Annotated in this window: 19 protein-coding genes; 16 read left to right on the top strand and 3 right to left on the bottom strand. The window is 68.6% G+C overall.

Annotated features, from left to right (window positions below; translation table 11 throughout):
* Nucleotides 1–54 precede the first annotated feature (54 nt).
* Complete coding sequence (locus DAT35_RS44315; RefSeq protein ID WP_108075373.1) at nucleotides 55–1,623, bottom strand: peptidylprolyl isomerase; 1,569 nt, start codon at nucleotides 1,621–1,623, stop codon at nucleotides 55–57.
* Nucleotides 1,624–1,857: 234 nt separating this feature from the next.
* On the opposite strand from DAT35_RS44315, the gene mreC reads away from it, so the two are divergent.
* The 8 genes from mreC to DAT35_RS44275 all read left to right on the top strand — a co-directional run bounded on the left by mreC (nucleotide 1,858) and on the right by DAT35_RS44275 (nucleotide 12,666).
* The gene (mreC, locus tag DAT35_RS44310; RefSeq protein WP_108075372.1) at nucleotides 1,858–2,721 is read left to right on the top strand and encodes a rod shape-determining protein MreC; all 864 of its coding nucleotides are present in this window, start codon (nucleotides 1,858–1,860) and stop codon (nucleotides 2,719–2,721) included.
* Nucleotides 2,722–3,228, top strand: a complete 507-nt coding sequence (locus DAT35_RS44305) for a hypothetical protein (RefSeq protein ID WP_108075371.1) — start codon at nucleotides 2,722–2,724, stop codon at nucleotides 3,226–3,228.
* Entirely contained in the window at nucleotides 3,225–5,240 is a 2,016-nt protein-coding gene (mrdA, locus tag DAT35_RS44300) for a penicillin-binding protein 2 (RefSeq protein ID WP_108075370.1), read from the top strand. Before DAT35_RS44305 ends, mrdA begins: the two co-directional genes overlap by 4 nt.
* Nucleotides 5,224–6,375, top strand: coding sequence for a rod shape-determining protein RodA (gene rodA, locus DAT35_RS44295; protein WP_108075369.1), 1,152 nt, complete (start codon nucleotides 5,224–5,226; stop codon nucleotides 6,373–6,375). Before mrdA ends, rodA begins: the two co-directional genes overlap by 17 nt.
* Before the next feature lie 190 nt (nucleotides 6,376–6,565).
* A complete protein-coding gene (locus DAT35_RS44290; protein ID WP_108075368.1) occupies nucleotides 6,566–10,342 on the top strand; it encodes a hypothetical protein in 3,777 nt (1,258 codons plus the stop codon).
* 7 nt (nucleotides 10,343–10,349) lie between these two features.
* Entirely contained in the window at nucleotides 10,350–10,904 is a 555-nt protein-coding gene (locus DAT35_RS44285) for a prepilin-type N-terminal cleavage/methylation domain-containing protein (protein WP_108075367.1), read from the top strand.
* On the top strand, nucleotides 10,871–11,986 hold the full coding sequence (locus tag DAT35_RS44280) for a prepilin-type N-terminal cleavage/methylation domain-containing protein (protein WP_108075366.1): 1,116 nt from the start codon (nucleotides 10,871–10,873) through the stop codon (nucleotides 11,984–11,986). Before DAT35_RS44285 ends, DAT35_RS44280 begins: the two co-directional genes overlap by 34 nt.
* 17 nt (nucleotides 11,987–12,003) lie before the next feature.
* Nucleotides 12,004–12,666: a hypothetical protein gene (locus DAT35_RS44275; protein ID WP_108075365.1), complete on the top strand. Its 663-nt coding sequence runs from the start codon at nucleotides 12,004–12,006 to the stop codon at nucleotides 12,664–12,666.
* Between the two features lie 33 nt (nucleotides 12,667–12,699).
* On the opposite strand, the gene mgtE is transcribed toward DAT35_RS44275, so the two are convergent.
* Nucleotides 12,700–14,079 (bottom strand): magnesium transporter, encoded by a 1,380-nt coding sequence (gene mgtE, locus DAT35_RS44270; protein WP_108075364.1) that lies wholly within the window; start codon nucleotides 14,077–14,079, stop codon nucleotides 12,700–12,702.
* 89 nt (nucleotides 14,080–14,168) lie between these two features.
* On the opposite strand from mgtE, the gene DAT35_RS44265 reads away from it, so the two are divergent.
* On the top strand, nucleotides 14,169–14,942 hold the full coding sequence (locus tag DAT35_RS44265) for a PilZ domain-containing protein (RefSeq protein WP_108075472.1): 774 nt from the start codon (nucleotides 14,169–14,171) through the stop codon (nucleotides 14,940–14,942).
* A 66-nt stretch (nucleotides 14,943–15,008) separates the two neighbouring features.
* Here the strand turns inward: DAT35_RS44265 and trxA are convergent, their stop codons facing one another.
* On the bottom strand, nucleotides 15,009–15,338 hold the full coding sequence (trxA, locus tag DAT35_RS44260; RefSeq protein ID WP_108075363.1) for a thioredoxin: 330 nt from the start codon (nucleotides 15,336–15,338) through the stop codon (nucleotides 15,009–15,011).
* Between the two features lie 193 nt (nucleotides 15,339–15,531).
* Here trxA and DAT35_RS44255 point away from each other — a divergent pair, with 193 nt between their 5' ends.
* From DAT35_RS44255 to DAT35_RS44225, 7 genes are read left to right on the top strand one after another with little or no spacing between them, the layout of a single operon-like run.
* On the top strand, nucleotides 15,532–15,906 hold the full coding sequence (locus tag DAT35_RS44255) for a hypothetical protein (RefSeq protein WP_108075362.1): 375 nt from the start codon (nucleotides 15,532–15,534) through the stop codon (nucleotides 15,904–15,906).
* A gap of 28 nt (nucleotides 15,907–15,934) precedes the next feature.
* Nucleotides 15,935–16,744 carry an inner membrane protein YpjD gene (locus DAT35_RS44250; protein WP_108075361.1) on the top strand — a complete coding sequence of 270 codons (810 nt, stop codon included), beginning with the start codon at nucleotides 15,935–15,937 and terminating at the stop codon, nucleotides 16,742–16,744.
* 2 nt (nucleotides 16,745–16,746) lie between these two features.
* Complete coding sequence (gene hemA / locus DAT35_RS44245) at nucleotides 16,747–18,057, top strand: glutamyl-tRNA reductase (protein ID WP_108075360.1); 1,311 nt, start codon at nucleotides 16,747–16,749, stop codon at nucleotides 18,055–18,057.
* Entirely contained in the window at nucleotides 18,054–18,995 is a 942-nt protein-coding gene (hemC, locus tag DAT35_RS44240; RefSeq protein WP_108075359.1) for a hydroxymethylbilane synthase, read from the top strand. The genes hemA and hemC overlap by 4 nt, the downstream gene beginning before the upstream one ends.
* An 11-nt stretch (nucleotides 18,996–19,006) precedes the next feature.
* Nucleotides 19,007–19,768: a uroporphyrinogen-III synthase gene (locus DAT35_RS44235; RefSeq protein ID WP_108075358.1), complete on the top strand. Its 762-nt coding sequence runs from the start codon at nucleotides 19,007–19,009 to the stop codon at nucleotides 19,766–19,768.
* Between the two features lie 44 nt (nucleotides 19,769–19,812).
* Entirely contained in the window at nucleotides 19,813–20,811 is a 999-nt protein-coding gene (locus DAT35_RS44230) for an MYXO-CTERM sorting domain-containing protein (protein WP_108075357.1), read from the top strand.
* Complete coding sequence (locus tag DAT35_RS44225; protein ID WP_108075356.1) at nucleotides 20,796–22,643, top strand: GspE/PulE family protein; 1,848 nt, start codon at nucleotides 20,796–20,798, stop codon at nucleotides 22,641–22,643. Before DAT35_RS44230 ends, DAT35_RS44225 begins: the two co-directional genes overlap by 16 nt.
* Nucleotides 22,644–22,791: the final 148 nt, after the last annotated feature.

Here is a 22,791-nt window from a genome sequence, read left to right as displayed (position 1 = left end):
CGCCGCCCCGAAGGGTGACGCCCCCTGCGCGAGAGGCCGGGCCTCTCGTGACGACTACCCGCCGGCCACCTGGTCGATGACGCTGGTGTGCGTCTCCACCTTGCCGGTCTTCTTCAGCGACTTGAGGAAGGAGTCGGCCACCTCGTACTCCTTGGCCTTCAGGGCCTGCTTGCGCAGCTCCTCCTTCTTCTCGGCGAACTTCGCGTCATCCGGCAGCTGGCGCTCGGTCACCTGGGCCACCACGTAGCCCTCGCCCACGGGGAAGACCTGATCGAGCGCCTGCGGGCCCTTGCTGGCGAACACGGCGGTGAGCAGGTCCGGCGCGGGGCCGAGGTGCGGCACGCTGGTGCTGGCGGCGTTGAAGGTGTCCGTCTGCACCGCCTCCGGACGCGTCTCCGTCTCGAAGCGCAGCAGCGCCGGCTGCTCCTTCTCCGGCGGGAAGAGCGCGGTGATCGCCTTGCCACCCTTCACCTCGGCCAGCGCCTTGTCCGCCTCGGCCTTGGCCTGCTCCTTGGCCTTGTCACGCTTGTAGAGCGTGGTGGCGATCTCGTCCTGGACCTCCTCCAGCTTCTTGTCCTGGGGCGGCTTCTTCTCCTCCACCTTCACCAGGTGGACGCCGAACTTCGTCTCGACGGGCTGCGTCACCTGGCCGGCCTCGAGCGTGAAGGCCGCGTTGGCCAGCGCGGGGTCCCAGTTGCCGCGCTCCACCCAGCCCAGGTCTCCGCCGTTGGCCTTGGTGCCCGGGTCCTCGCTGCTGGCCCTGGCCACCTCGCCGAAGTCCTTGCCGCCCTCGATCTCCTTGCGCAGCGCCTGGGCGCGCTCCATCGCCTTGGCCTTCTGCTCCGGCGTGGCGTTGGGGGCCAGCTTCAGGAGGATCTGCCGCGCGTGGATGCGCTCGGGCTGCTGGTACACGAAGCGGTTGGCCTCGTAGTAGTCCTTGATGTCCTTCTCATGCGCCTGCTTGTAGGTGCCCAGGTCCGCCGCGCTCGGGGCGGGCACCTTCTCGGCGTACATGGAGGGCAGGAAGCGGGCGAACACGATGCGCGCCTGGTTGCCCTCCTTCTCGAAGCGCGTGCGCACCTCGTCGTCGGAGACGACCGCGCCGTTCTGCACCACCTCCAGCATCTTCTGCGCCGTCAGCCGCTTGCGCAGGTCCGCCTCGTAGTCCGCGGGCGTCTGCCGGAAGTAGTCGCGCAGCACCTGCTGGTACGTGGCGTAGTCGAACTGGCCCTCCTTCTGGAACTCGGGGCTGTGCTCGAGGATCTTCAGGATCTCCTCGTCCGAGGCCTGGATTCCATGCTTCTCACCTGCCTGGGCCAGCAGCTCCGTGTTCACCATCCGCTCCAGCACCTGCTGGGGGAGGCCGAACTGGCGGGCGACCGCCTCGGTGACGGGGCTGCCCTGCTGGCGGAGGTACTGGAGCTGGTTCGCGTACTCGCGGCGGAACTCCAGGGCCGGAATCTCCTTGCCGTTGACCGTGGCGGCGGCCGTATGTGTGGTGCCTGCCTGGTTCGCCCGGCCGAAGCCCGAGCTGCCTGGGCCAAACTGCACAGTGAACACCACCGCGATCGCGATGATGATGAGCGAGACGACGACCTTTCGCGGCTCGAGAGTGTCCTTCATGATGCCGTGACCGTTTCCATGCCTTGAGACGCGCCGATTGATTCCACCCGGTGGAAGGATTCGCGACGCGCGTGTGTTGGGTGCCCGGTCGGATGGTGGACGATGAAACGCCACCCTCCGTGAAGACCTTGACTGCCTAGAGCAACACCCCAGAAAATGCAAGCGATTCAGAGTAGTTAGCGAGCCCCCCCGTCCTTCCTGCCGCTCCCTCTCTCCTACACGGACCTTCACGAAGTGCTGTCGCTTCTCAAGCGCTACCGGACGCTTCTCATCGTGGGCGTGCTGCTGCTCTACCCGTTCGGGGCTTTCCTGACGACGGGCCGGCGCGGGCGTGACCCCAATTTCGTGGACCGGGCGGTCATTGGCTTGACCGCCCCCTTGCAGCGCGGACTGGTGGGCCTCATCGACGGGGTCAAGGCCGTGGTGTTCGGCTACATCGACCTGCGCGAGGTGCGGCAGGAGAACGAGCAGCTGCGCGCGGAGAACCTGCAGCTGCGGGCCGCCGTGCAGGCGCTCGGCGAGACGCGGACGGAGAACGAGCGGCTGCGAGGCCTGCTCGGCTACGCCGAGGCGGCGCCGGGGCCGGAAATCGCCGCGCGGGTCATAGGGGTGAATCCGGTGGCCAAGCTGCTGTCGGTGAGGATCAACCGGGGCGAGTCGGACGGGGTGTTCCGCGGCATGTCCGTGGTGACTCCGGACGGTATCGTCGGCCAGGTGGTGCGCACCACGGGCGGGTGGGCGGATGTGGCGCTGGTGACGGACGCTCAGAGCCGGGTGGGTGTCAGAGTGCAGCGCTCGCGGGCGCGAGGCACCGCGGCGGGCGAGGGCAAGGGCCCGCTGCGGCTGGAGAACATGCTGCGCACCGAGGATGTCCAGGTGGGCGATCTCATCATCACCTCCGGCACGGATGGCGTGTACCCTCCGGGCCTGGTGGTGGGGAAGGTGACGAACCTGGAGAAGACGGAGCACGGCATGTTCCTGGGCGGTGACGTGGAGCCCGCGGTGGACACCACGCGGCTGGAGGAGGTGCTCGTGCGAGGCAATCCCTTCGGCGCCCTGGTGCAGGGCTCGGCGGGTGGTTCCGGAGGTGAGCGTTAGATGAAGTTCCTGGTCACCATCGGACTGGCGTTGCTGCTGCTCACCCTGGAGTCGGTGATGGTGCAGCAGCTGGGCCTGGCCATCAGCCGCATCGACGTGACGGTGGTGCTGGTGGCCTTCCTGGCCATGCGCGCCAATACCCAGGAGGGGGCCATCTCCTCCTTCGCGGTGGGCTACCTGCTCGACCTGATGAGCGGGCAGCCCACCGGCCTCTTCACCTTCCTGGCCGTCTTCACCTTCCTGGTGGGCAAGCTGGTGGTGAGCCTGGTGGAGGTGCGCGGCCGCGCGGCCTTCGCCCTCTTCGCCATGGGCGCGGACGTGGGCCACGGCATGCTCGCGGGCTTCTTCACCTGGCTCACCACGAAGGAAGGCACTCCCCTGGCGTCGCTGCCGGGCCTGCCCCTGCAGGTGACGCTCACGGGCGTGGCGGCCGTGTTCCTCTATCCCCTGCTGAAGCGCTTCGAGGCCTCGCAGGACCGTACTTCTTCAGCGGGGTTGCTGCGGTGACGCCTCCGACGCTGTCCGAGACGACTCCCGGGCGCGATCTCAAGCGCCGTTTCGTGTGGGTGGGACTGGCCATGGTGGCCGGGATGGTGGCGCTCGCCGTCCAGCTCTACCGCCTTCAAATCACCCAGGGCGAGGAGTACGCCGCCAAGAGCGTGGCGAACTTCGTGAAGGAGGTGCGCCTGCGCGCGGACCGCGGCCTCATCAAGGACCGGCGCGGCACCATCCTGGTGGACAGCCGTCCCTCCTTCGACGCCTTCATCACCCCGGCCTTCTGCACCAACTGCTCCGAGGAGGTGCTGCCGCGCCTGGGCGAGCTGCTCGGGTGGGACGAGGCCTCGCGCAAGAGGGTGGACGAGCAGGTCCGCGCGGCACGCCGCACGGCGCCCTTCCAGCCCCTGCCGGTGCGCATCGACCTGACGCGCGACGAGTACGACCGCATCAACGCCCGCCGCGACATGCTGGACGGTGTGGAAGTGGTGCCCGTGCCACACCGCAACTACCGCACCTCGAGCGTGCTCTCGCACGTGCTCGGGTACATGAACGAAATCACCACCGAAGAGCTCGAGAAGCTCAAATCGGAGGGGGGCCACTACGCGCTGGGCGACTACATCGGGCGGCGCGGCCTGGAGCGCTACTTCGAGACCACGCTGCGCGGCACGGACGGCGTGCGCAAGGAGGTCGTCAACGCGCGCGGCAAGGTCATCGAGGAGTTCAGCGACAAGCTGGGCAAGGACGCGGTGGTGCCGTCGCGGCCGGGCAACAACCTGGTGCTGTCCGTCGACATGCGCCTGCAGGAGGCGGCCGAGCGGGCCTTCCCGGGCGCGGCGGGCGCGGTGGTGGCCGTGGACGTGAAGACGGGCCTCATCCGCGCGCTGGTGTCTCGGCCCGGGTTCGACCCCAACCTGCTCACCGGCCGCGTCACTCCGGCGCAGATGGCCTCGCTGGCGAAGGATCCGCTCCAGCCGATGATCAACCGCGTCTCCGCCAACCACTTCAGCCCGGGCTCCACCTTCAAGGTGATTACCGCGCTGGCGGCCTACAAGTCGGGCCTCTTCCGGCCGGAGACGACGGTGAACTGCACGGGCGGCTACCGGCTCGGCGCGCGCACCTGGCGCTGCCACAAGGACAGCGGCCACGGCCCGGTGAACGGCAAGACGGCGCTGCAGTACTCGTGTGACTCCTGGTTCTACAAGGTGGCCGATACCATCGGGTTGGATCCGATCGCGGAGATGGGCAAGGCGTTCGGTCTGGGCGCTCCCACGGGCATCGGCGTGCTCGCCGAGGTGCCGGGCATCATGCCCTCCAGCGAGTACCACAACAAACTGTCCCCAGGCGGCTACACCAAGGGCATGGCGCTCAACAGCTCCATGGGCCAGGGCGACGTCAACGTCACGCCGCTGCAGCTCGCCATGGTGTACGCGGCCATCGGCAACGGCGGCACGCTGTACAAGCCGCAGCTCGTCGAGCGCGTCGAGGGCCTGGATGGCGAGGTCCTCCAGCAGTTCGATCCGCAGGTGGTGCGCAAGGTGGAGATTCCCGAGGCGCACCGCAAGGCGGTGATGGATGCGCTCGTGTCGGTGGTGAACGAGCCGGGTGGCACCGCCTACAGGACCTACCAGTCCTTCAAGGCCGGGCTGAAGGACGTCGTGGTGGCGGGCAAGACGGGCACCGCGCAGGTGGCCACGATCGGCGCGGTGCGCCTCAAGACGCAGCAGATGGACTTCTTCCAGCGCGACCATGCGTGGTTCGCCGCGCTCGCGCCCGCAGACAATCCGGAGATCGCCGTGGTCGTCATCAACGAGCACGGTGGCCACGGTGGTGTGGACGCCGGACCCACGGGCATGGCGGTCATCCAGAAGTACTTCGAGCTGAAGAAGGAGGACGCGGCCAACCCGCCGCAGCGCCAGAACACGCCCTATGTGTCGACGCTGCCCAACGCGCCGAGCCTGGACGACGTCGCGCTCACCCGGGGTGCCCCGGGGTCAAGAGGGGACGATGCAACTGCGGATTGAGCGGCGGATGGTGCCCCACATCCCGTGGGGACTCATTTTCAGTGTCCTCGCGGTGTCGGGGCTGGGCATCTTCAACCTGGCCTCGGCCTCGCGCGCGCAGGCCTCGCCCGTGTGGACGAGCCAGGCCATCTACCTGGGCGTCAGCCTGGTGGCCGGGCTCGTCGTGTGCCTGGTGGACTACCGCTTCCTGCACCGGATGGCGCTGCCTATCTACGTGCTCAACATCCTGGCGCTGCTCGCGCTGCGGCTCATCGGCCACAAGGCCAAGGGCGCCGAGAGCTGGTTCGTGCTGGGCCCCATCCGCATCCAGCCCGCCGAGTTCATGAAGATCGGCGTGCTGCTCATGCTGGCCAAGGTCTACCACGACGACTTCAAGCCTGGAGACGGCTCCTACGGCCTCAAGCGCCTGGTGAAGCCGGTGCTGGTGGTGATGGTGCCCTTCGTGCTGGTGCTGGTGCAGCCGGACCTGGGCACCGCGCTGATGATCTTCCTGTCCTCGCTCACCGTCATCCTGTTCGGCAAGGTGCGCTGGTACCTGGTGGCGGTGATGGTGGTGGGCCTGCTCGCCGGGGCGATCATCATCTGGAACGACTACGTGCGGGACGTGCCCGAGCCGCGCACCACCATCGTCCGGCACATGCTCAAGTCGCACCAGAGCAAGCGCATCTCCGGGTGGTTGGATCCGGAGTCGGACCTGCGGGGCAGCGGCTACCACGCCGCCCAGTCGAAGATCGCCGTGGGCTCCGGCGGCCTGCACGGCAAGGGCTGGAAGGAGGGGACCCAGACGGGCCTGTCCTTCCTCCCCGAGCAGCACACGGACTTCATCTTCTCCGTGTGGGCCGAGGAGCACGGCTACCTCATGTGCGTGCTCCTGCTGGTGCTCTACGGCCTCATCTTCACCCTGGGGTTGGGTGTGGGCTTCAACGCCCGGGACAGGTTCGGCGCCTTCGTGGCGGTGGGCGTGGTGTCGATGATCTTCTGGCAGGTGTTCGAGAACATCGGCATGGTCATCGGCCTGCTCCCCGTGACGGGCATCACCCTGCCGCTGCTCAGCTACGGCGGCTCCTCCCTGCTCAGCGTGATGCTCAGCATTGGTCTGCTGGTGAACATCAGCATGCGCCGCCATATGTTTTGAGCTCCCCAGAGTAGGTTTCCTCCCTCTCAGGGAGGCTCTAGTCGGATGACGGGGCAGGTATACCCTCACGGTTTTACCTGTTCTCTATGTTCTTTACCGGCTGGCTTGCTGTATGTTCGCCACCGAAAGTGTAGGCGCAGATCCGACCCCCCGGTCGGGACTCCCCCCGCGCTCCTTTCGGAGGACGAAGATGACAGCGCTTCGCATCCGCCCGTTGCTGCTCGTGTGTCTGATGTTGCTGCCCGTGACAGCGGGCGCCACAGACGTTCGTTTCGAGCAGGGCTCTCTCATCATCCCCATGCAGAAGGCCTACCAGACCCAGTGTGGGGCAACGTCGGCCTATGGGCTCGTCTACCGCCTGTTGCAGCAGGGGGTGACCGTGTACTGGGCGGTACAGCCCAACAAGACGAGTCACCACCGGTGCAAGACCAAGGTGGACTCCCCGGCGGTGTACATCGACGGGTGTGACTTCGAGGTGGCCAAGGCGAGCGGCCGGCCGGTGTCCCTGTTGGAGAACGCCCGGGGCACCTTCAAGGATGACTTCGACACCTTCGACACGAGCTCCAACCCCAACGGCACGGGGGAGGGCGCCTTCAAGGTGGACCGGAACCAGGCGCGGCTGCGCTACATGGGCGGGCCCTTCCTCATCGACGCCACCGATGCGGCCAAGGCGGTGGACCTGCTGAAGAACCACGCCGACTTCGCGCTGTTCCGCGGCAGTGAAGGCGGCGTCGACTGCGCCCCGGGCTCGAACTTCAACGTCCGCGTGCACCGGGTCAACAACGCCTTCGTGGCCCCCATCGCCCGCATCATGAACGAGGTTCCTCCCCCCATCGCGCTCGTCCGGGGGCGCAACACGTCGAACGCCGGTTCGGTGGAGATCCTCCGCGAGTACCTCAAGAACGCCGGCCTGAACTTCGCGGGCGCCGAGGGCACCTTCGAGAGCCACGGGAAGATCTTCGACGTGCTCGATCAGGACAGGGATCTGATCTCCACCGCCAGCTTCCCCAAGGGGAAGATCAACTACGCGCCGAACGCGAGCACGCCGAACAAGACGTACTACAAGGTGCTGTGGTCTCCGCACTGGGAGGGAGATCGCTCGCAGCAGGCGAACCTCAAGGCCGCGCTGGCGAACATCTCCCACTTCGTGGACCTCGGGAACAGCATCTTCAACGAGTGCGCGTCGATCGCGACGTACGAGGACAGCTTCAAGGCGGACGACTCCAGCCGCGAGCTCTACGACGACAACGATCCCACCCAGTTCATGTCGACGACGGACAACAACCCGGGGGTGGGTCTGCAGACCATGACGACCAACCAGCTCGTCGGCGAATCGGGCTTCGCGCCGAACGGGCAGGACTGCTCGGATCCGGGCGTCCGGGGTGACTGCTACATCTTCCGCAACTACGCGGACCTCTTCAGCCAGAAGGGCGACTACCCGTTCTCCCTCACCTTCGGTGCCGTCGAGGGCTTCCGGCCGCGCAGGAGCAAGAACTACGGCACGGGCACCGTGCAGATGATCTCCACGAAGTCGGGCACCGCCGCCAAGGACGGCTGGGACATCTACATCTCGCGTCCCAAGGACAACAACCGCCAGAAGGGGAACGTGCTCTACCTGGCCGGCCACAGCTTCTCGGCCGCGACCGCCGGCAACCGCATCGTGCTCAACACGCTGCTCAACCTGGCCTTCAAGCCCGAGTCGCTGGAGACCAGCCGCTCCGAGCCGGTGGCCGACGTCACCTACAAGGCGGACGGCTCGGTGAATCAGGTGCACGTCCTGTCGGGCACCTACCTGCACACGCCGCCCCAGGCGCTCTTCCCCGAGCGCATCAACTTCCGCGCGGACAAGGCCGCGGACTGGGTCTTCCCCTACATCGAGGGCCGGTTCCGCTCGCTGCTGGCCGACAACATCGACACCAACCGCCAGGGCTTCAGCAAGAACGCCGAGTGGGAGGCCTCCGAGCGCGTGCCCGCCCCGGGCAGCCGCAACATCTTCACCGTGCTGGGCTCCAACCAGGAGGGGCTCAAGCGGGTGTCCTTCAACCTGGCGCAGCTCGGCTCCAGCTGTCTGGATACGGAGACCACCGGGAAGATCGAGGGGATGTGCGATCTCCAGGAGGCGCTCACGCTGGACCGTAACTCCGCGGGCGTGAGCGTGGTGGACCTGGACGGCAACGGGAAGATCGACCCATCGGTCCCGGCCTCGAAGCTCACGGAGCTCAACCACACGAGCCAGCACTTCCTGCAGCGGGTGCGCGGTTACTGCGTGGCGCACGACACCACCGACAGCAACAGGACGGACACGATGACGCCCACCATCTCCGACTGTGACAACCGCCAGTTCGGCGAGGTCCGCGCGACGCTCGGCGGCCTGGACCATGCGAGCGCGGCGGTGGTCGGCGCCAGCCAGTACATCAAGGTCACCCGGCCGGAGATGATCTACATCGGAGGGCTCGACGGTCAGCTCCACGCCCTCTACCTGCGGGGCTCCGGGGTCAACTTCACGCCGCCGGCTCAGGGCACGGAGGTGTGGGCCTTCATCCCCAAGGGCCAGCTCTCCCGCCTGCTCACCAACAACGCCCGGGTGGACGTGTCGCCCGTGGTGTCCGACGTGTACGTCGACTACGAGGACAAGAACGCGGATGGTGTGCTCTCTCCAGACGAGCGCAACACCGGCATCTTCCGCTGGCGCACGGTGCTCGTCTCCGGCTCCGGCCGGCTGGGCGGGGAGATCTTCGCGCTGGATGTGACCAATCCGCTCAAGCCCATCGTCTTGTGGGACGTGACGGCGAGCGTGGATCACATGGATGACCCCGTTGCAGTCAACAACACGGCCTTCCTGTGGTCGGACAAGGCGGGCGGCCCCACGCCCAACTACAAGGAGCTGTCCTCGGCGACGCTCACGGGCCCCTACAACTACACGGACCTCGGGGACTCGCTGGACATGAACCTGGTTCCGGTGCGCCGGGGCAACCGGCCCACCTTCCAGCTCATCGTCTCCACCAACGGCGCGAGGACCGGGGCGCAGCAGATGCAGGTGTTCGCGCTCGACGCGGGCACGGGCAAGAAGCTCTGGCAGTGGGAGCGGCCCTACGGCGCCACCACCTCCAACTCCGTGCCGGGAGGCACCTCCACGCTGGACGTGGACGGCGACGGCAGCATGGACCGCGTGTACGTGGGTGACATGGAGGGCCGGCTCTGGGAGCTGTCCATCCACACGGGCGTCAACCTCAACTACTTCGACAGCGTGACCACGGGCTCCGGCAGCTACCCGCTCTTCACCACCAACAACGCGCAGCACCCCATCAGCACCGTGCCCGCCATCATGCGGCTGCCCTACAGCCTGGCGGGGGGCATGTTCTCCTCCCTGGGCGTGGGCAACGCGGCCGCCGGCAAGCTGGCGCTCGTCTTCGGCACCGGAGGACCGGACTGGGTGCTCGCGGTCAACCCCACCATCAAGGGCCGGGTGTACGTGGTGGCGTCCAACCCGGAGGATCTGCGCATCCGCGATCAGCTCTCCTATGACAAGCAGACCCAGGTCTCGTCGTCGCTGGACGCCCAGATGGGTCTGCGGGGCACCACGAAGCCGGGGGCCGCCCTGTACCTCGAGCTGGCGGAGAAGGAGCGGGCCGTGGGCTCGCCGAAGCTCGTGGGCAGCAAGATCGTGCTCACCTCGGCCTACGGCACCACCGAGTCGGATCCCTTCAGCTCGGACATGCAGGGACGCACCCACGTGCTCGACCTGAGTCAGGCCACGGCGGACAAGGTGGTGGGCGAGAGCGGCAAGGCGGCGGCGGGTGGGCTCGTGCTGCCCGACGGCACTATCATCACCCAGAGCATGGTGGGTCTGCAGAGGACTCCGCCCGCTGCCTTGGGTGGCGCGGTGCCGACGACGGGGCTGGGTGGCAAGCGCACCCCGGCGCGCGTGGGTTCCTGGCTGGACCTGGGCCGTGCGCTCTCGGAGTAGGTGGCCCATGCGCGGCACGCGACATCCACGGGGTCTGACCCTCGTCGAGGTGATGGTGGCCATGGCGCTGGTGGCGGTGGCGGCGCTGGCGTTGGTGTCCGCCAACACCATCGCCGCCCGGTCCTCCAGCGCCTCGTACCGCCATTACGTGGCCATGCGCCTGGCGCAGCAGCGGCTGGACGGGCTGACGCTCGGCGATCAGAAGACGAAGCTGCGCGCGGCGGCCTCGGCGGGCTTCCTCCCCGATGGGACTCCCGCGGACTGCCAGGAGCACTTTGGCAGCACGCTGGCGGAGCTGTGTGACGGGAGCCAGCCGTCCCTGGTGGGGTGGGTGGACATCTACGGCCGTCCCTGCAGGCGCACCGGGACGGTCGATGAGGGCCATCACCCCACCTGCCAGTACCGCCGCTATGTGCGCTTCCAGCGGGTCGCCGCCGCGGGCTCCCAGGGGGACCTCTGGCGGATCTTCGTCGCGGTCAGCCACGCGTCGGATGGGGAGTGCAAGGACTTCAACGAGGGTGATTCCCAATGCGTCGTCACCAGTGCCCTCCTGACCCGGTAGCCCGGGTGCGGCGCTCCGAGCGCGGCCTGACCCTGATCGAGCTGCTCATCGGAGCGGCGCTCGGCGTGTTGATGCTCGCGGCGGCCGCGGCGGTGCTGCTGGCCGCCGGGCGGATGCAGCGCAACCAGCAGCTGCTGTCGGACGCCAACGAGGAGGCCCGCACGGCCCTGCGGCACGTGGCCCGGGCCATGTCCTCCGCGGGCGCCGGGGGCGGCGTGTTTTCGTTCATGGATGCGACCGGCGCGCGGCAGCAGCGCCCGGCCGTGCTCTTCACCAACGGCGCGGTGGCCCTCCATGAGCCGACCATGCCGCAGAAACCCGACTCGCTGACGCTCCTGCGCTACGCGGCGGATCGGCGCTCCGTGCTGGTGGGGGCGCTCACGCCCCACGTGCTCAGCGTGGCGCCGGATGGGCGTCAGCCGACGACGCCCGGGGTCCAGCGCGATGTCTTCCTGAACGGGGAGAGCGCGCTCGTCACCAACTTCCAGCGCGCCATGCTCGTGACCTTCACGCGCAAGACCCTCAACGGGGCGCTGAGGTCCGTGGACCTGGACGTGGGCGCGAACGATCCCACCGCCCTGCAGGACTCGCAGATTCCCATCGAGCCCGGTGCCACGGTGTTCCCGGTCCAGGTCATCCGCTACCGCGTGGTGTACGTGCCTCCGGCCGGGACCGCCGCGGAGCGCGCCGACCTGGTGATGGAGACGTTGGATCCCCGGACGCTCGCGCCGCTCCAGCAGACGGTGCTGGCGCGCAACGTCGAGGACTTCCAGGTGCAGTGGGCATATGACCGCAACGACGATGGGGTGGCGGATGGCAGCGGCGCCAACGCCTACACCGACGAGGGACCCACCGGCCCTGTGCTCGACCCGGGGCTCTCCTTCGCCCGCGTCAGTCTCTCGGCGCGCACCAGCAACACGCTGGTGAACGACAAGGGCGCGTTCGTCACGAACGAAGACACCCCGTTCGAGCGGGGAATCGATCTCGACAGCGCGGGCACGCGGCCCCCCTCCAGCGGGTACCGTCGCCGTGTGCTCAGCACCGTGGTGTTGCTCAAGAACCTCGTCGCCCCGCGCATCTGATGGCAGGAGAGCGTCACATGAAGTCCCGTGCTCCACGTGGTTCCACCCTCCTGACGGCCCTGGCCGTGACGCTGTTGCTCGCCCTCATCATCTTCGGGGTGCTCGCCTACACGGGAGCGGAGCGGGAGCGCAGTGGCCGTTCCGTGCGCGACATCGACGCGCAGACGTGTGCCGAGTCCGCCGCGCAGTGGGGCCGCAAGTTCTACGGCGACCGCTACCCCCGGTGGAACGACATGCTGGCGGGGATGCCCGGCTCCACCGGCTACAACAACCCGGAGGAGATGGACCCCACCAAGTGGGGCGAGGGCTCCTTCGGCCGCATCGACGGAAGCGTGGTCGACGGCAGCCACCCCGCCGACTTCCGCGTCACCCTCTCGGACAACGTGGACGAGTTCCCTCCGGCGGCGCCAGATCCCACCCAGGACAATGATCTGCAGGTGGTGCTCCGGGCGGAGTGTCTCATCCGTCGCCTGTCGCTCGCGGAGACGGAGCTGGTCGAGGCTCCGCGCACGGCCACCGCGGATCCGTACCAGTGGCGCGGCAACGTGCTCTCCGAGACGAGCCAGACCCGGCGCAACAAGGTGATGGAGGTCGTCCTCATCCACGTCCCGGACAATGAGTACCGGGGGCAGCGGGGTGGGGGCTCCGCCGGAGACCAGAACGTCGTCTCGGGGCGGTGAGCCACACCCGAGGGCCCGGAGCGCGCGGCCGGTTCAGAGCGCGCGGCCGGTGAGGATGAGGGTCACCACGGTGAAGTAGATGATCACGCCGGTGACGTCCACCAGCGTGGCCACGAAGGGCGCCGAGGCGGTGGCGGGATCCAACCCGAGCCGCCGCAGCAGGAAGGGCAGCATCGAGCCGCAAAGCGTGCCGAACGTCACCACGCCCACCACGCTCAGGCCCACCGCCACGCCCACCCAGGCGAAGTGGGGGCCGTAGAGCACCTCGCGCTGGGGCCACATGAGGATCCGGAAGAGGCCCAGCAGCCCCAGGAAGACGCCCAGCGCCAGGCCGCTGATGATCTCCCGAGTGGCCACCCTCCACCAGTCATTGAGCGTCACGTCGCGCACGGCCAGCGCGCGGATGATGAGCGAGGTGGCCTGCGAGCCCGAGTTGCCTCCCGAGGAGATGATCAGCGGCACGAAGGCGCTGAGGAACACCGCCTGGGCGATGGCGTCCTGGTAGTAGGCCATGGCGGTGGCGGTGAACATCTGCCCCACGAAGAGCACCGTCAGCCAGCCCACGCGCTTGCGCAGCATCCCGGCGATTCCGATGTCCAGGTAGGGCGCCTCCAGGGCCTCCATACCGCCGATGCGCTGGATGTCCTCGGTGGCCTCCTCCTCGGCCGCGTCCAGCACGTCGTCCACCGTGATGATGCCCACCAGCACGCCCCGCGAGTCCGTCACGGGCAGCGCCACCCGGTCGTACTTCTCGAACAGGCTGATGAACTCCTCGCGATCCGCCGTGGCCGGGATGCTCACCAGCTGCCGGTCATGGATGTCCGTCACCTTCGACTTCGGATCCGCCAGCACCAGCGAGGCCAGCCGCACGTCGTCCAGCAGCCGCCCCTTCTCGTCCACGACATAGAGCACGTGCAGCGTTTCGCGGCCCTGCCCGTGGGCGCGCACGTACTCGAGCGCCTCGCCCGCCGTCAGGTTCCCCGGGATGGTGAGGTACTCCGGCGTCATGTAGCGGCCGGCGCTCTTCTCCGGGTAGCCCAGCAGGTTGCGGGCGACCTTCAGCTCCTCCGGGGACAGCGTGGTGAGCAGCCGCTTCGTCACCTCGGCCGGCAGCTCCTCGAGCAGGCGCGTGCGATCGTCCGGCGCCATCTCGTCCAGCAGGTTCTTCAGCTGCTCCTTGCCCAGGGTCCCGACGATCTCCGTCTGCTGGTGCGGCGGCAGGTACTCGAAGACGAGCGCGGCCATGTCGCGAGGCAGCAGCCGGAAGATGATGCCGCTCTCGTCCTCGGGCAGATCCTCGACGACCTCGGCCACGTCCGCCGGATCCATTTCCGAGAAGGCCTCGCGCAGGGCGTTCCAGTCCTTGGCGGAGATGAGCGCGTCGAACTCGGGCTTCAGGAGGTTTCCCAGCATGCAATCTCCGCGCGCGGACGGGGGCGCGCATGGTGTATGAAAGGCGCCGGTTGGGGTATGGAAATCTGTCCGTTCCCCTGGAGGAGAAGATGGACAGGAAGGGCTCCCGGAAGAAGGCACCCGCCGAGCAGGCGGAGGTCACCGAGCGTACGCAGGCAGCTCCTCCGCCGGCCCCGCGAGTGGAGCCTCCACCGGCTCCCCGGATGGAGCCGGCTCGCGTGACGCCGCCCGTCGCGCCCGCTCCGCGCGTGGATCCTCTGCGCCGCACGGCTCCCGTGGCACCGCCTCCTGCGAGACCCGGGCTACCTGCTCGTTCCCCGGCGTCACCCTCCTCACCGCGGAGCTTCTTCTCGCCCATCATCGAGACGGCCCCCGAAGAAGAGGTGGAGCACCGGCACTTTCCCCGCGCACGGCTCGCCACGAACTTCGAGCTGTGGATCGACGATGGCGAAGGCGCCCGGCGCTTCACCGCCACCCTGCGCTCGGCCAACGTGAGTGTGGGGGGAGCCTTCGTGGAGAGCACCTTCTTCCTGCCCCTGGACACGGAGCTCCGGGTGCGCTTCTCGCTGGAGCAGGGTGGGGCGCCCGTCGAGGCACGCGCCCGCATCGTGCGTGAGCAGCGGGCCCGCCGCGAGGAAGAGACCTCGGGCTTCGGCATCCGCTTCGAGGAGTTCTACGGACAGACGGAGGTGTCGCTGGCGCGCCTCTTCCTGGACATGCGGCTGCGCACCTTCGCCGAGGAATACCTGCGCTCCAACCGGGCGCGCGGCCTGCCCAACGAGCTGGAGCGGGTGGTGGACGCGCTCGCCGCGTGGGAGCTCCTCAAGGCCAACAACCCCTCGGATACGTGGCGGGGCGAATAGGCCCTGCGCACTGCGTCACCGCGCGGAGACCCGGGAGCGGGCCTCCCGCGCGGGACGAGGTCCGGCTCAGATGACCTTCTTGAGCGCGGCCTCGAGCTTCGTCTTGGGCACGGCGCCGACGATCTGCTCCACGACCTTGCCGCCCTTGAAGACGAGCAGGGTGGGGATGGAGCGGATGCCGTACTGCTGCGGCGTGTCCTGGTTGTCGTCGATGTTGATCTTCGCCACCTTCACCTTGCCCTTGTACTGGGTCGCCAGCTCCGCGACGGCGGGGGCAATGGCCCGGCACGGGGCACACCACGTCGCCCAGAAATCCACCAGTACGGGCTGGTCGGACTTCAGCACTTCCTTGTCGAAATCCCCATCCCCGATGTTCATCACGTCATCGCCTGCCATGTGTCTCCTCCGGCATGCAGGTAAGCAAGGAGGCGCGTGCTCTAGTACGCGTCCGCCGGGCCTGCAAGGACGGGATTCTTCCCGCCCCTTCGCCTGCTTAGATGCGGACGGGGCGGGAGGGTCGCAAGACGTTCAGGGTGGAATGGCAGATGGCGCTTCGGCTCGGAGCGCAGAGGTGTAAGCTAGCGCCGTGATGAGGCTCTTCCTTCCCCAGACCCAGCTCGAGGAGTGGGCACTGGAGGACAAAGCGGACGTGAAGGACGGGGTACTGGTGGTGACCGGTGAGGAAGGTGTGTACCCGGTGACACCGGCCGTGCACATCGTGCAGCTCGTCACCGGCGAGGACGCCAACGGTCTGGTGAGCAAGGTGAAGACCGAGGATCAGCTCAAGACCCTGGGAGCCGAGCAGATGGCCGACTCGGTGCTGCTCGGAGACACGGCATACGAAGTGGTTCCCGGTTATCTGGCCGAGGTGCCCGTCTCTCCCTCGGATGCCGCGTCGGCGGAGGGCAAGCCGGGCTCCGAGACGGATCTCCTCGCCGCCTTCCTTCTGAACAAAATGGGCTGAGCCGCTCAGCCTGTTGGGTTGTCCTGCCATGAACCACGCGCTGGTCTCCCTCGCCTGCCACGCCTACGTCGTCGCGGCGCTGGTCTATCTGGCCTACCTCGTCCGGCAGTTGGGGGCGTTCGCGACCACCGGCCGCATGTTGGTGGGCATGGGACTGGCCCTGCATGGAGTGGCCCTCTTCGGGCTCTTCGGGGCCCAGGGCGGCCGTCCCGTCGGCATGGCCCAGGGCTTCTCCACCTTCGCCTTCCTGCTGCTCGCCATCTTCCTGGTGGTGGATGTGCGCTACCGCAAGCCGGTGATTGGCGCCTTCATCACGCCATTAGCGGTGGCGGTGCTGCTGCCGGGAGTTCTGCTGGACGGGGGGCACCCGCTTCACTCAGATGTGCAGCGGCCCTTGCTTCCCCTGCACATCTCCATCGCGCTGCTGGGTGTGGCCGCTTCGGCCGTGGCCGCCGGAGTGGCGGGGATGTATTTGCTGATGGAGCGCCAGGTGAAGGGCAAGCGCTTCGGCCTGCTCTTCGCGCGCCTGCCCTCGTTGGAGTTCCTCGACACCCTCAACCGCCAGCTCGTGGTGTTGGGCTTCATCGCGCTGTCGGTGACGCTCGTCACCGGGGCCTTCTTCTCCAGCGGGGCACCGGGCTTCGTCTGGGCCTGGCAGTCCAAGCAGATCGCCACGCTGGTGGCCTGGGGGGTCTTCGCCGCGCTCGTCAGTGCCCGCTCCTTCGGAGGATGGCGAGGCCGGCGTGTCGCGCTGCTGACCATGACGGGGTTCGCCTTGCTGCTGGTGTGCTTCCTCTCGTCGTATGACTTCACCCACGTCGGGGGAGGTTGGCGCTAGCCATGGAGTTCCTGTGCATCGGTCTGTCGCACCGGACGGCGCCCCTGTCCGTTCGTGAGCGGCTCGCGTTGCCGGAGGACCGGCAGGTGGAGCTGTTGCAGCACCTGGCCCAGGCGCCCAACGAGGCGCTGCTCGTGTCCACCTGCAACCGGGTGGAGCTGTACCTGGCCGCGCCGGACATGAACCAGGTGCGCGAGAGCGCCCGCGGCGCACTGCAACAGCTCGGTGGCCCGGAGACGCTGGAGCACCTCTACGAGCACCGGGGCGAGGACGCGCTCGTCCACCTCTTCCGGGTGTCGGCCAGCCTGGACTCCATGGTGCTGGGCGAGGCTCAAATCCTGGGCCAGGTGAAGGACGCCTTCGAGCGGGGCCAGGGCTCGGGCGCGGTGCGGGGCGAGCTGACGCGCGTGTGCGCCGCGGCCTTCGGCTGCGCCAAGCGGGTGCGCACGGAGACCGCCATCGGCCGGGCCGCCACTTCCATGGCCAGCGCGGCCGTGGCGCTCGCGAGCAAGGTGTTCGACGGGCTCCGGGACAAGACGGTGCTGCTGGTGGGCGCGGGCGAGATGGCGGAACTGGCGGCGCGTCACCTGAAGCAGGCGGGCGCCACCCGGCTCTTCGTGGCCAACCGTACGCTGTCGCGCGCCGAGTCGCTCGCGGCGGAAGTGGGGGCCACCGCGCGCCCCTTCGAGGAGCTGTTCACGCTGCTCACCGCGGCGGACGTGGTGGTGTGCAGCACGGCGTCGCCGCTGCCCCTCTTTACGAAGGAGAACGTGGGCGCGGTGGGCAAGGCTCGCAAGTACCGGACCCTCTTCATGGTGGACCTGGCCGTGCCGCGAGACATCGCCCCCGAGGTCGGGGAGCTGGACTGGGTGCACGCCTACGACGTGGACGACATCCAGAAGTTCGTGGCGGACAACGCCGCCGCCCGCGCCGAGGAGGCGCAGAAGGCGGGCGTGCTGGTGGCCCAGGAGGTGGCTCGCTTCGTGCGTGACAAGGCCGTGCGCAACGGCGTGCCCGTGCTCGCGCAGCTGCGCCAGCGCGGTGAGGCCATCGCCCGCGCCGAGGTGGAGCGCACGCTCTCCTCCATTGGTGACGGCCTCACCGACAAGCAGCGCAAGAGCGTCGAGGCCATGGCGCGCGCCATCGTCAACAAGCTGCTGCACGAGCCCACGGCCCGGTTGAGGGCGGTGGGTCCCGAGCACGAGGGCAACCGGCTGGCCGGAGCCGCCGCCGAGCTCTTCGGGCTCGACGAAGTGCCCGCGCCCGCGGGAACGGCCGGACCCAACGTGGTGGTCAACGGAGGCAAGGGATGAAGGCCGTACGCATCGCTACCCGGCAGAGCCCGCTGGCGCTCTGGCAGGCCCGTCACGTGGGCTCGCTGCTCGCCCAGCAGCACCCGGGTTTGCAGGTCTCCTTCGTGGAGATGACCACCGCGGGCGACCGGTTCCTCTCCGCGCCCCTGTCCTCCGTGGGGGGCAAGGGGCTGTTCGTGAAGGAGATTGAACAGTCGCTGCTCGATGGCCGCGCGGACCTGGCCGTGCACAGCCTCAAGGACATGACGTCCGTGCTGCCCGCGGGCCTGCTGCTCGCGTCGGTGCCCAAGCGGGAGGATCCGCGCGACGCCTTCTGCAGCCCCGCCGGGCTCTCGCTGGACATGCTGCCCAAGGGGGCTCGCGTGGGCACGTCCTCGCTGCGGCGCAGCTGCATCCTGCGCTCGCGGCGGCCGGACCTGGAGATCATCAGCCTGCGCGGCAACGTGCAGACCCGGCTGGCTCGCATGCGCGAGCTGGATCTGCACGGCGCGGTGCTCGCCTACGCGGGTCTCAAGCGTCTGGGGTTGGAGACGGAGATCTCCGAGGTGCTGCCCACCAGCGTCAGCCTGCCGGCGGTGGGGCAGGGGGTGCTCGCCATCCAATGCCGTACCGAGGACGCCGAGGTGCGTGGCCTGCTGGCGCCGCTCGAGGACGCGACGACGCGCGTGGCGGTGACGGCCGAGCGCGCCTTCATGGCCCGGCTCGAGGGCGGGTGCACCGTCCCATTGGCCGGACATGCCACGGTGGTGGGTGACACCGTCCACCTGCGTGGACTGGTGGGGCGGCCGGATGGCTCGAAGGTGGTGGAGGGAGAGCGCAGCGGCCCGGTGGAGACGGCGCTCGCGGTGGGTGAGGCGCTCGCCGAGGATCTGCTGTCGCGCGGCGCGGCGGAGATCCTCCGTGATTTTGGTCGCCCCACACCCGTGCCGGAGTCCTAGAGTGCCCGGCCGTGGAAAGGCGACTCGAAGGCATCCGTGTTTTGGTGACGCGCCCGCGTGAACGCTCGGAGGAGCTGTGTTTCCTCCTGGAGGACGAGGGCGCGGAAGTGCTGCATGTACCGCTGTTGGAGCTGCTGCCTCCGGAGAATCCCCGTCCGCTGATGGCGGCCGCGGAGTCCATCCAGCGCTACAAGTGGGTGGTGTTCGCGAGCCCCTCGGCGGTGGAGTCGCTGATGGAGGCGCTGCGAGAGGCTGGCACGACGGAGCTCCTGGCGCGGGTGCGCATCGCCGCGGTGGGGCCGCGTACCGCGCGCACCGTGGAGGGCTACGGGCTGAACGTGTTCGTCGAGTCCCCCGAGGGCACCGGGGCGGGGCTCTACGAAGCCATGCGCCCCGCGCTGGATCCGGAGGACGAGGTTCTGTTGCCGGCCGCGGAGGAGGGACGCCGCGAGTTGGAGGACGCACTGCGAGAGCATGGGTTGAGGGTGACGCGGGTGACGGCGTACCGCTCCGCGTCCGTGCCGCTGCCGCCCGAGGCCCAGGCGCAACTCCAGGCCTCGCCGCCGCACGTGGCCCTCTTCGCCTCGCCGCGCACGGTGGAGGCCTTCTTGGAGGCGGCCGGGCGTGAGCTGTTGGGGGCGGCGCGGCTGGTGGCCATCGGGCCCACGACGGCGGCGGCGCTGACGCGGCTCGGGCTTCCGGTGGCCGCCGTGGCCGATCGTCCCACGCCCGAGGCGCTGGTCGAGGCGACCATCCAGGCGATTCGCGGATAGACTGGCATTCTTGGGATGCCGCTCTCGTGGAACAGGAGTCGTCGATGTGGCGCGGTCTGCTGTGTAGCGCGTGGGTGCTCGGAGTGTTGGCCTGGGGCCCGTTGGCGCTGGCCAGTGGTGACGCCGGCGTCCCCTTCGTGGGCACTCCCTGCAGCGTGACGCTCGACTGCAACGCCGACGAGAGCATCTGCCTGCAGGAGATCGTCCGGACCTCGGGGAGCGTGGGTTGGGAGGGGGGCTACTGCTCGGTACCCTGTGGCAGCGGGGGGACGGCCTGTCCCTCGGGCTCCACCTGCGTCGCGACGCGGGGCAGTACCTACTGCCTGAAGCAGTGCCAGCCCGACGTGGCGACGGCCTGCCGCGAGGACTACATCTGCGAGCCCGACGCGACTGCTGGCAACGTCTGCATTCCCACCTGCGTCTACGAGGCGGACTGCCAGTCGGGTTTTACCTGCCGCATCTGTGATGGCAGGTGCATCCCGAAGAAGACCCCCGGCGTGTCCATCGGCGATGCCTGCACCGACGACGCGCAGTGCGGCACGGGCCAGGTGTGCCTGAAGGTGAATGGGCACCCTCAAGGCATCTGCTCGCAGCCCTGTGGGACGGGGGCGTGCTCGTCCTGCCCCGACGGCTCCACCTGCCAGCAGGTGGGCTCGTCCAAGGCCTCCATGTGCGTCAGCACCTGCTCCCGGGGCACGTGTGATTCGAAGCTGCAGTGCGCGCCCTTCCCCGGGGGAACCACCGGTTGCCTGCCTCCGTGCCGCACCCAGGCGGACTGCCCGGCGGGCGCCACCTGCGGGGGCAACGGGCAGTGCCTGGGTGGAAGCGTCCCGACGGATGCTGGCTGCTCGTCGTGTGGCCCGTCCGAGTCCGATGCGGGCACGACCCCCATCACCCCGGCTCCCGACGCCGGGCCGGGCTCGGGAGGGACGGCCGGCCCCGGGTGTGGTTGCCAGGGTTCTTCCGTGAACGCGCCGGGATTCCTCGGCGCTCTTGCTTTGTTCTTCGTGGCCGCAAGGAGACGCCGTTGCCAGCGCCCGTGACCCCGCCCGCTCCTCCCTCTTCCAGGAGCAAGACCGACTTCTCGCTCTCCTTCGTCCTCGAGGCGCTCGTCTCGCAGCGAGTGCTCACCGCCGAGCAGGCGCAGAACATCCTCGCCCGCGAGCAGGCCGCACGGGCTCGTGTCCTCAAGAACCAGGGCGTCGTGGGCAAGGACGCGGCGCGCTATGAGGTCTCCCCGGTGGAGATTGTCGCCGCCTTCCAGGTGCCCCTCGCGGATGGACGCGGGGTGCTCGACGAGGATCGCCTCACCGAGCTCGCCGCCCGTGCCGCCGGCATCCCCTACAAGAAGGTGGACCCGCTCAAGCTGGACATGGCGCTGGCCACGCGCACCGTGTCCCGTCCCTTCGCGCAGAAGCACGTGCTGCTGCCGCTCGAGCGTGCCCAGGATGGCCGGTTGGTGGTGGCGGTGGCCAACCCCTACGACAAGGAGCTCTTCGAGAGCATCCACGTGCTCACCGGCATGCCCATCGAGCCGGTGCTCTCCTCGAAGACGGACATCCTCAAGGCCATCGCGGACATCTACGGCTTCAAGCGCACGCTGGCGCGCGCCGCGGATGACTTCAACACCAACCCCCAGAACTCGCCGCAGATCGGCAACTTCGAGCAGCTCGTCTCGCTCAGTGGCCGCCAGGAGCTGGACGCGGCGGATCAGCCCGTGGTGCAGGCGGTGGACTACCTGCTGCGCTACGCCTTCGACAACCGCGCCTCGGACATCCACATCGAGCCCAAGCGCAACACCTCGCTGGTGCGCCTGCGCATCGACGGCGTGCTGCACCCCGTGTACACGCTGCCGGCCGGTGTGCACCCGCCCATCGTGTCGCGCGTGAAGACGCTCTCGCGCATCGACATCTCCGAGAAGCGCAAGCCGCAGGACGGCCGCATCAAGACCGAGCGCGATGGCCGCGAGGTGGAGCTCCGCGTCTCCACGCTGCCCACCGCCTTCGGCGAGAAGGTGGTCATCCGTGTTTTCGATCCGGAGACGCTGGTGCAGGACATCGCCCAGCTCGGCTTCGATCCGGACGAGAAGAGCGTCTTCGAGTCGTGGATTGACCAGCCCCACGGCATCATCCTCGTTACCGGCCCCACGGGCAGCGGCAAGACGACCACGCTCTACTCAGCGCTCAAGGCGGTGGCAGGTCCGGACGTCAACGTCACCACCATCGAAGACCCGATCGAAATGGTGTGGGACGGCTTCAACCAGGTGCAGGTGCAGCCGAAGGTGGGGCTGGACTTCGCCAACGCACTGCGCAGCATCCTCCGCCAGGACCCGGACGTCATCATGGTGGGAGAGATCCGCGACGCGGAGACGGCGGAGAACGCCGTGCAGGCCGCGCTCACGGGCCACCTGGTGCTCTCCACGCTGCACACCAACGACGCCATCGGCGCGGTGGCGCGTCTGAAGGACCTGGGGGTGCCGCCCTTCCTGCTGGCGCAGAGCCTCATCGGGATGATGGCCCAGCGCCTGTTGCGGCGGGTGTGTCCGCACTGCGCGCAGCCGACGACGCTCACCCAGGACGAGCTGGCCATGCTGGGTGCTCCCATCCCGCTGCTGCCGGGCGGAGTCCGCATCGTCAAGGGCGCCGGGTGCGTGCGCTGCCGTGGCACCGGTTACTGGGGCCGCACGGGCGCCTTCGAGATCGTCAACCTGAACAACGAGCTGCGCGAGCTCATCTCGCGCGGGGCCAACCACCACCAGATGTTGGACTCGGCGCGTCGAGGCGGGACGCGGACGCTGCGCGAGGCGGCGGTGCGCAAGCTGGCCATGGGCCTCACCTCCTTCGACGAGGTGGTGCGCATGACGTCCGTGTCCTGAGCCTCGCCCCCACGAGCCGGGACGACCCACGGGCGCCCGGTCCTTTCTCTGTTGGGTAGCCCACGGATGCAGGGGGGCGGGGGATTTCCGGAATACTGACATGGCTGTGCGGTTACTCTCCGAGTGCGCGGTGATCTTCGAGGGAGGA

Source organism: Vitiosangium sp. GDMCC 1.1324, from assembly GCF_003044305.1.
Taxonomy (GTDB): Bacteria; Myxococcota; Myxococcia; order Myxococcales; family Myxococcaceae; genus Archangium.
Note: the sequence above shows the minus strand (reverse complement) of the source record. Positions and strands in the feature narration are given on the sequence as shown.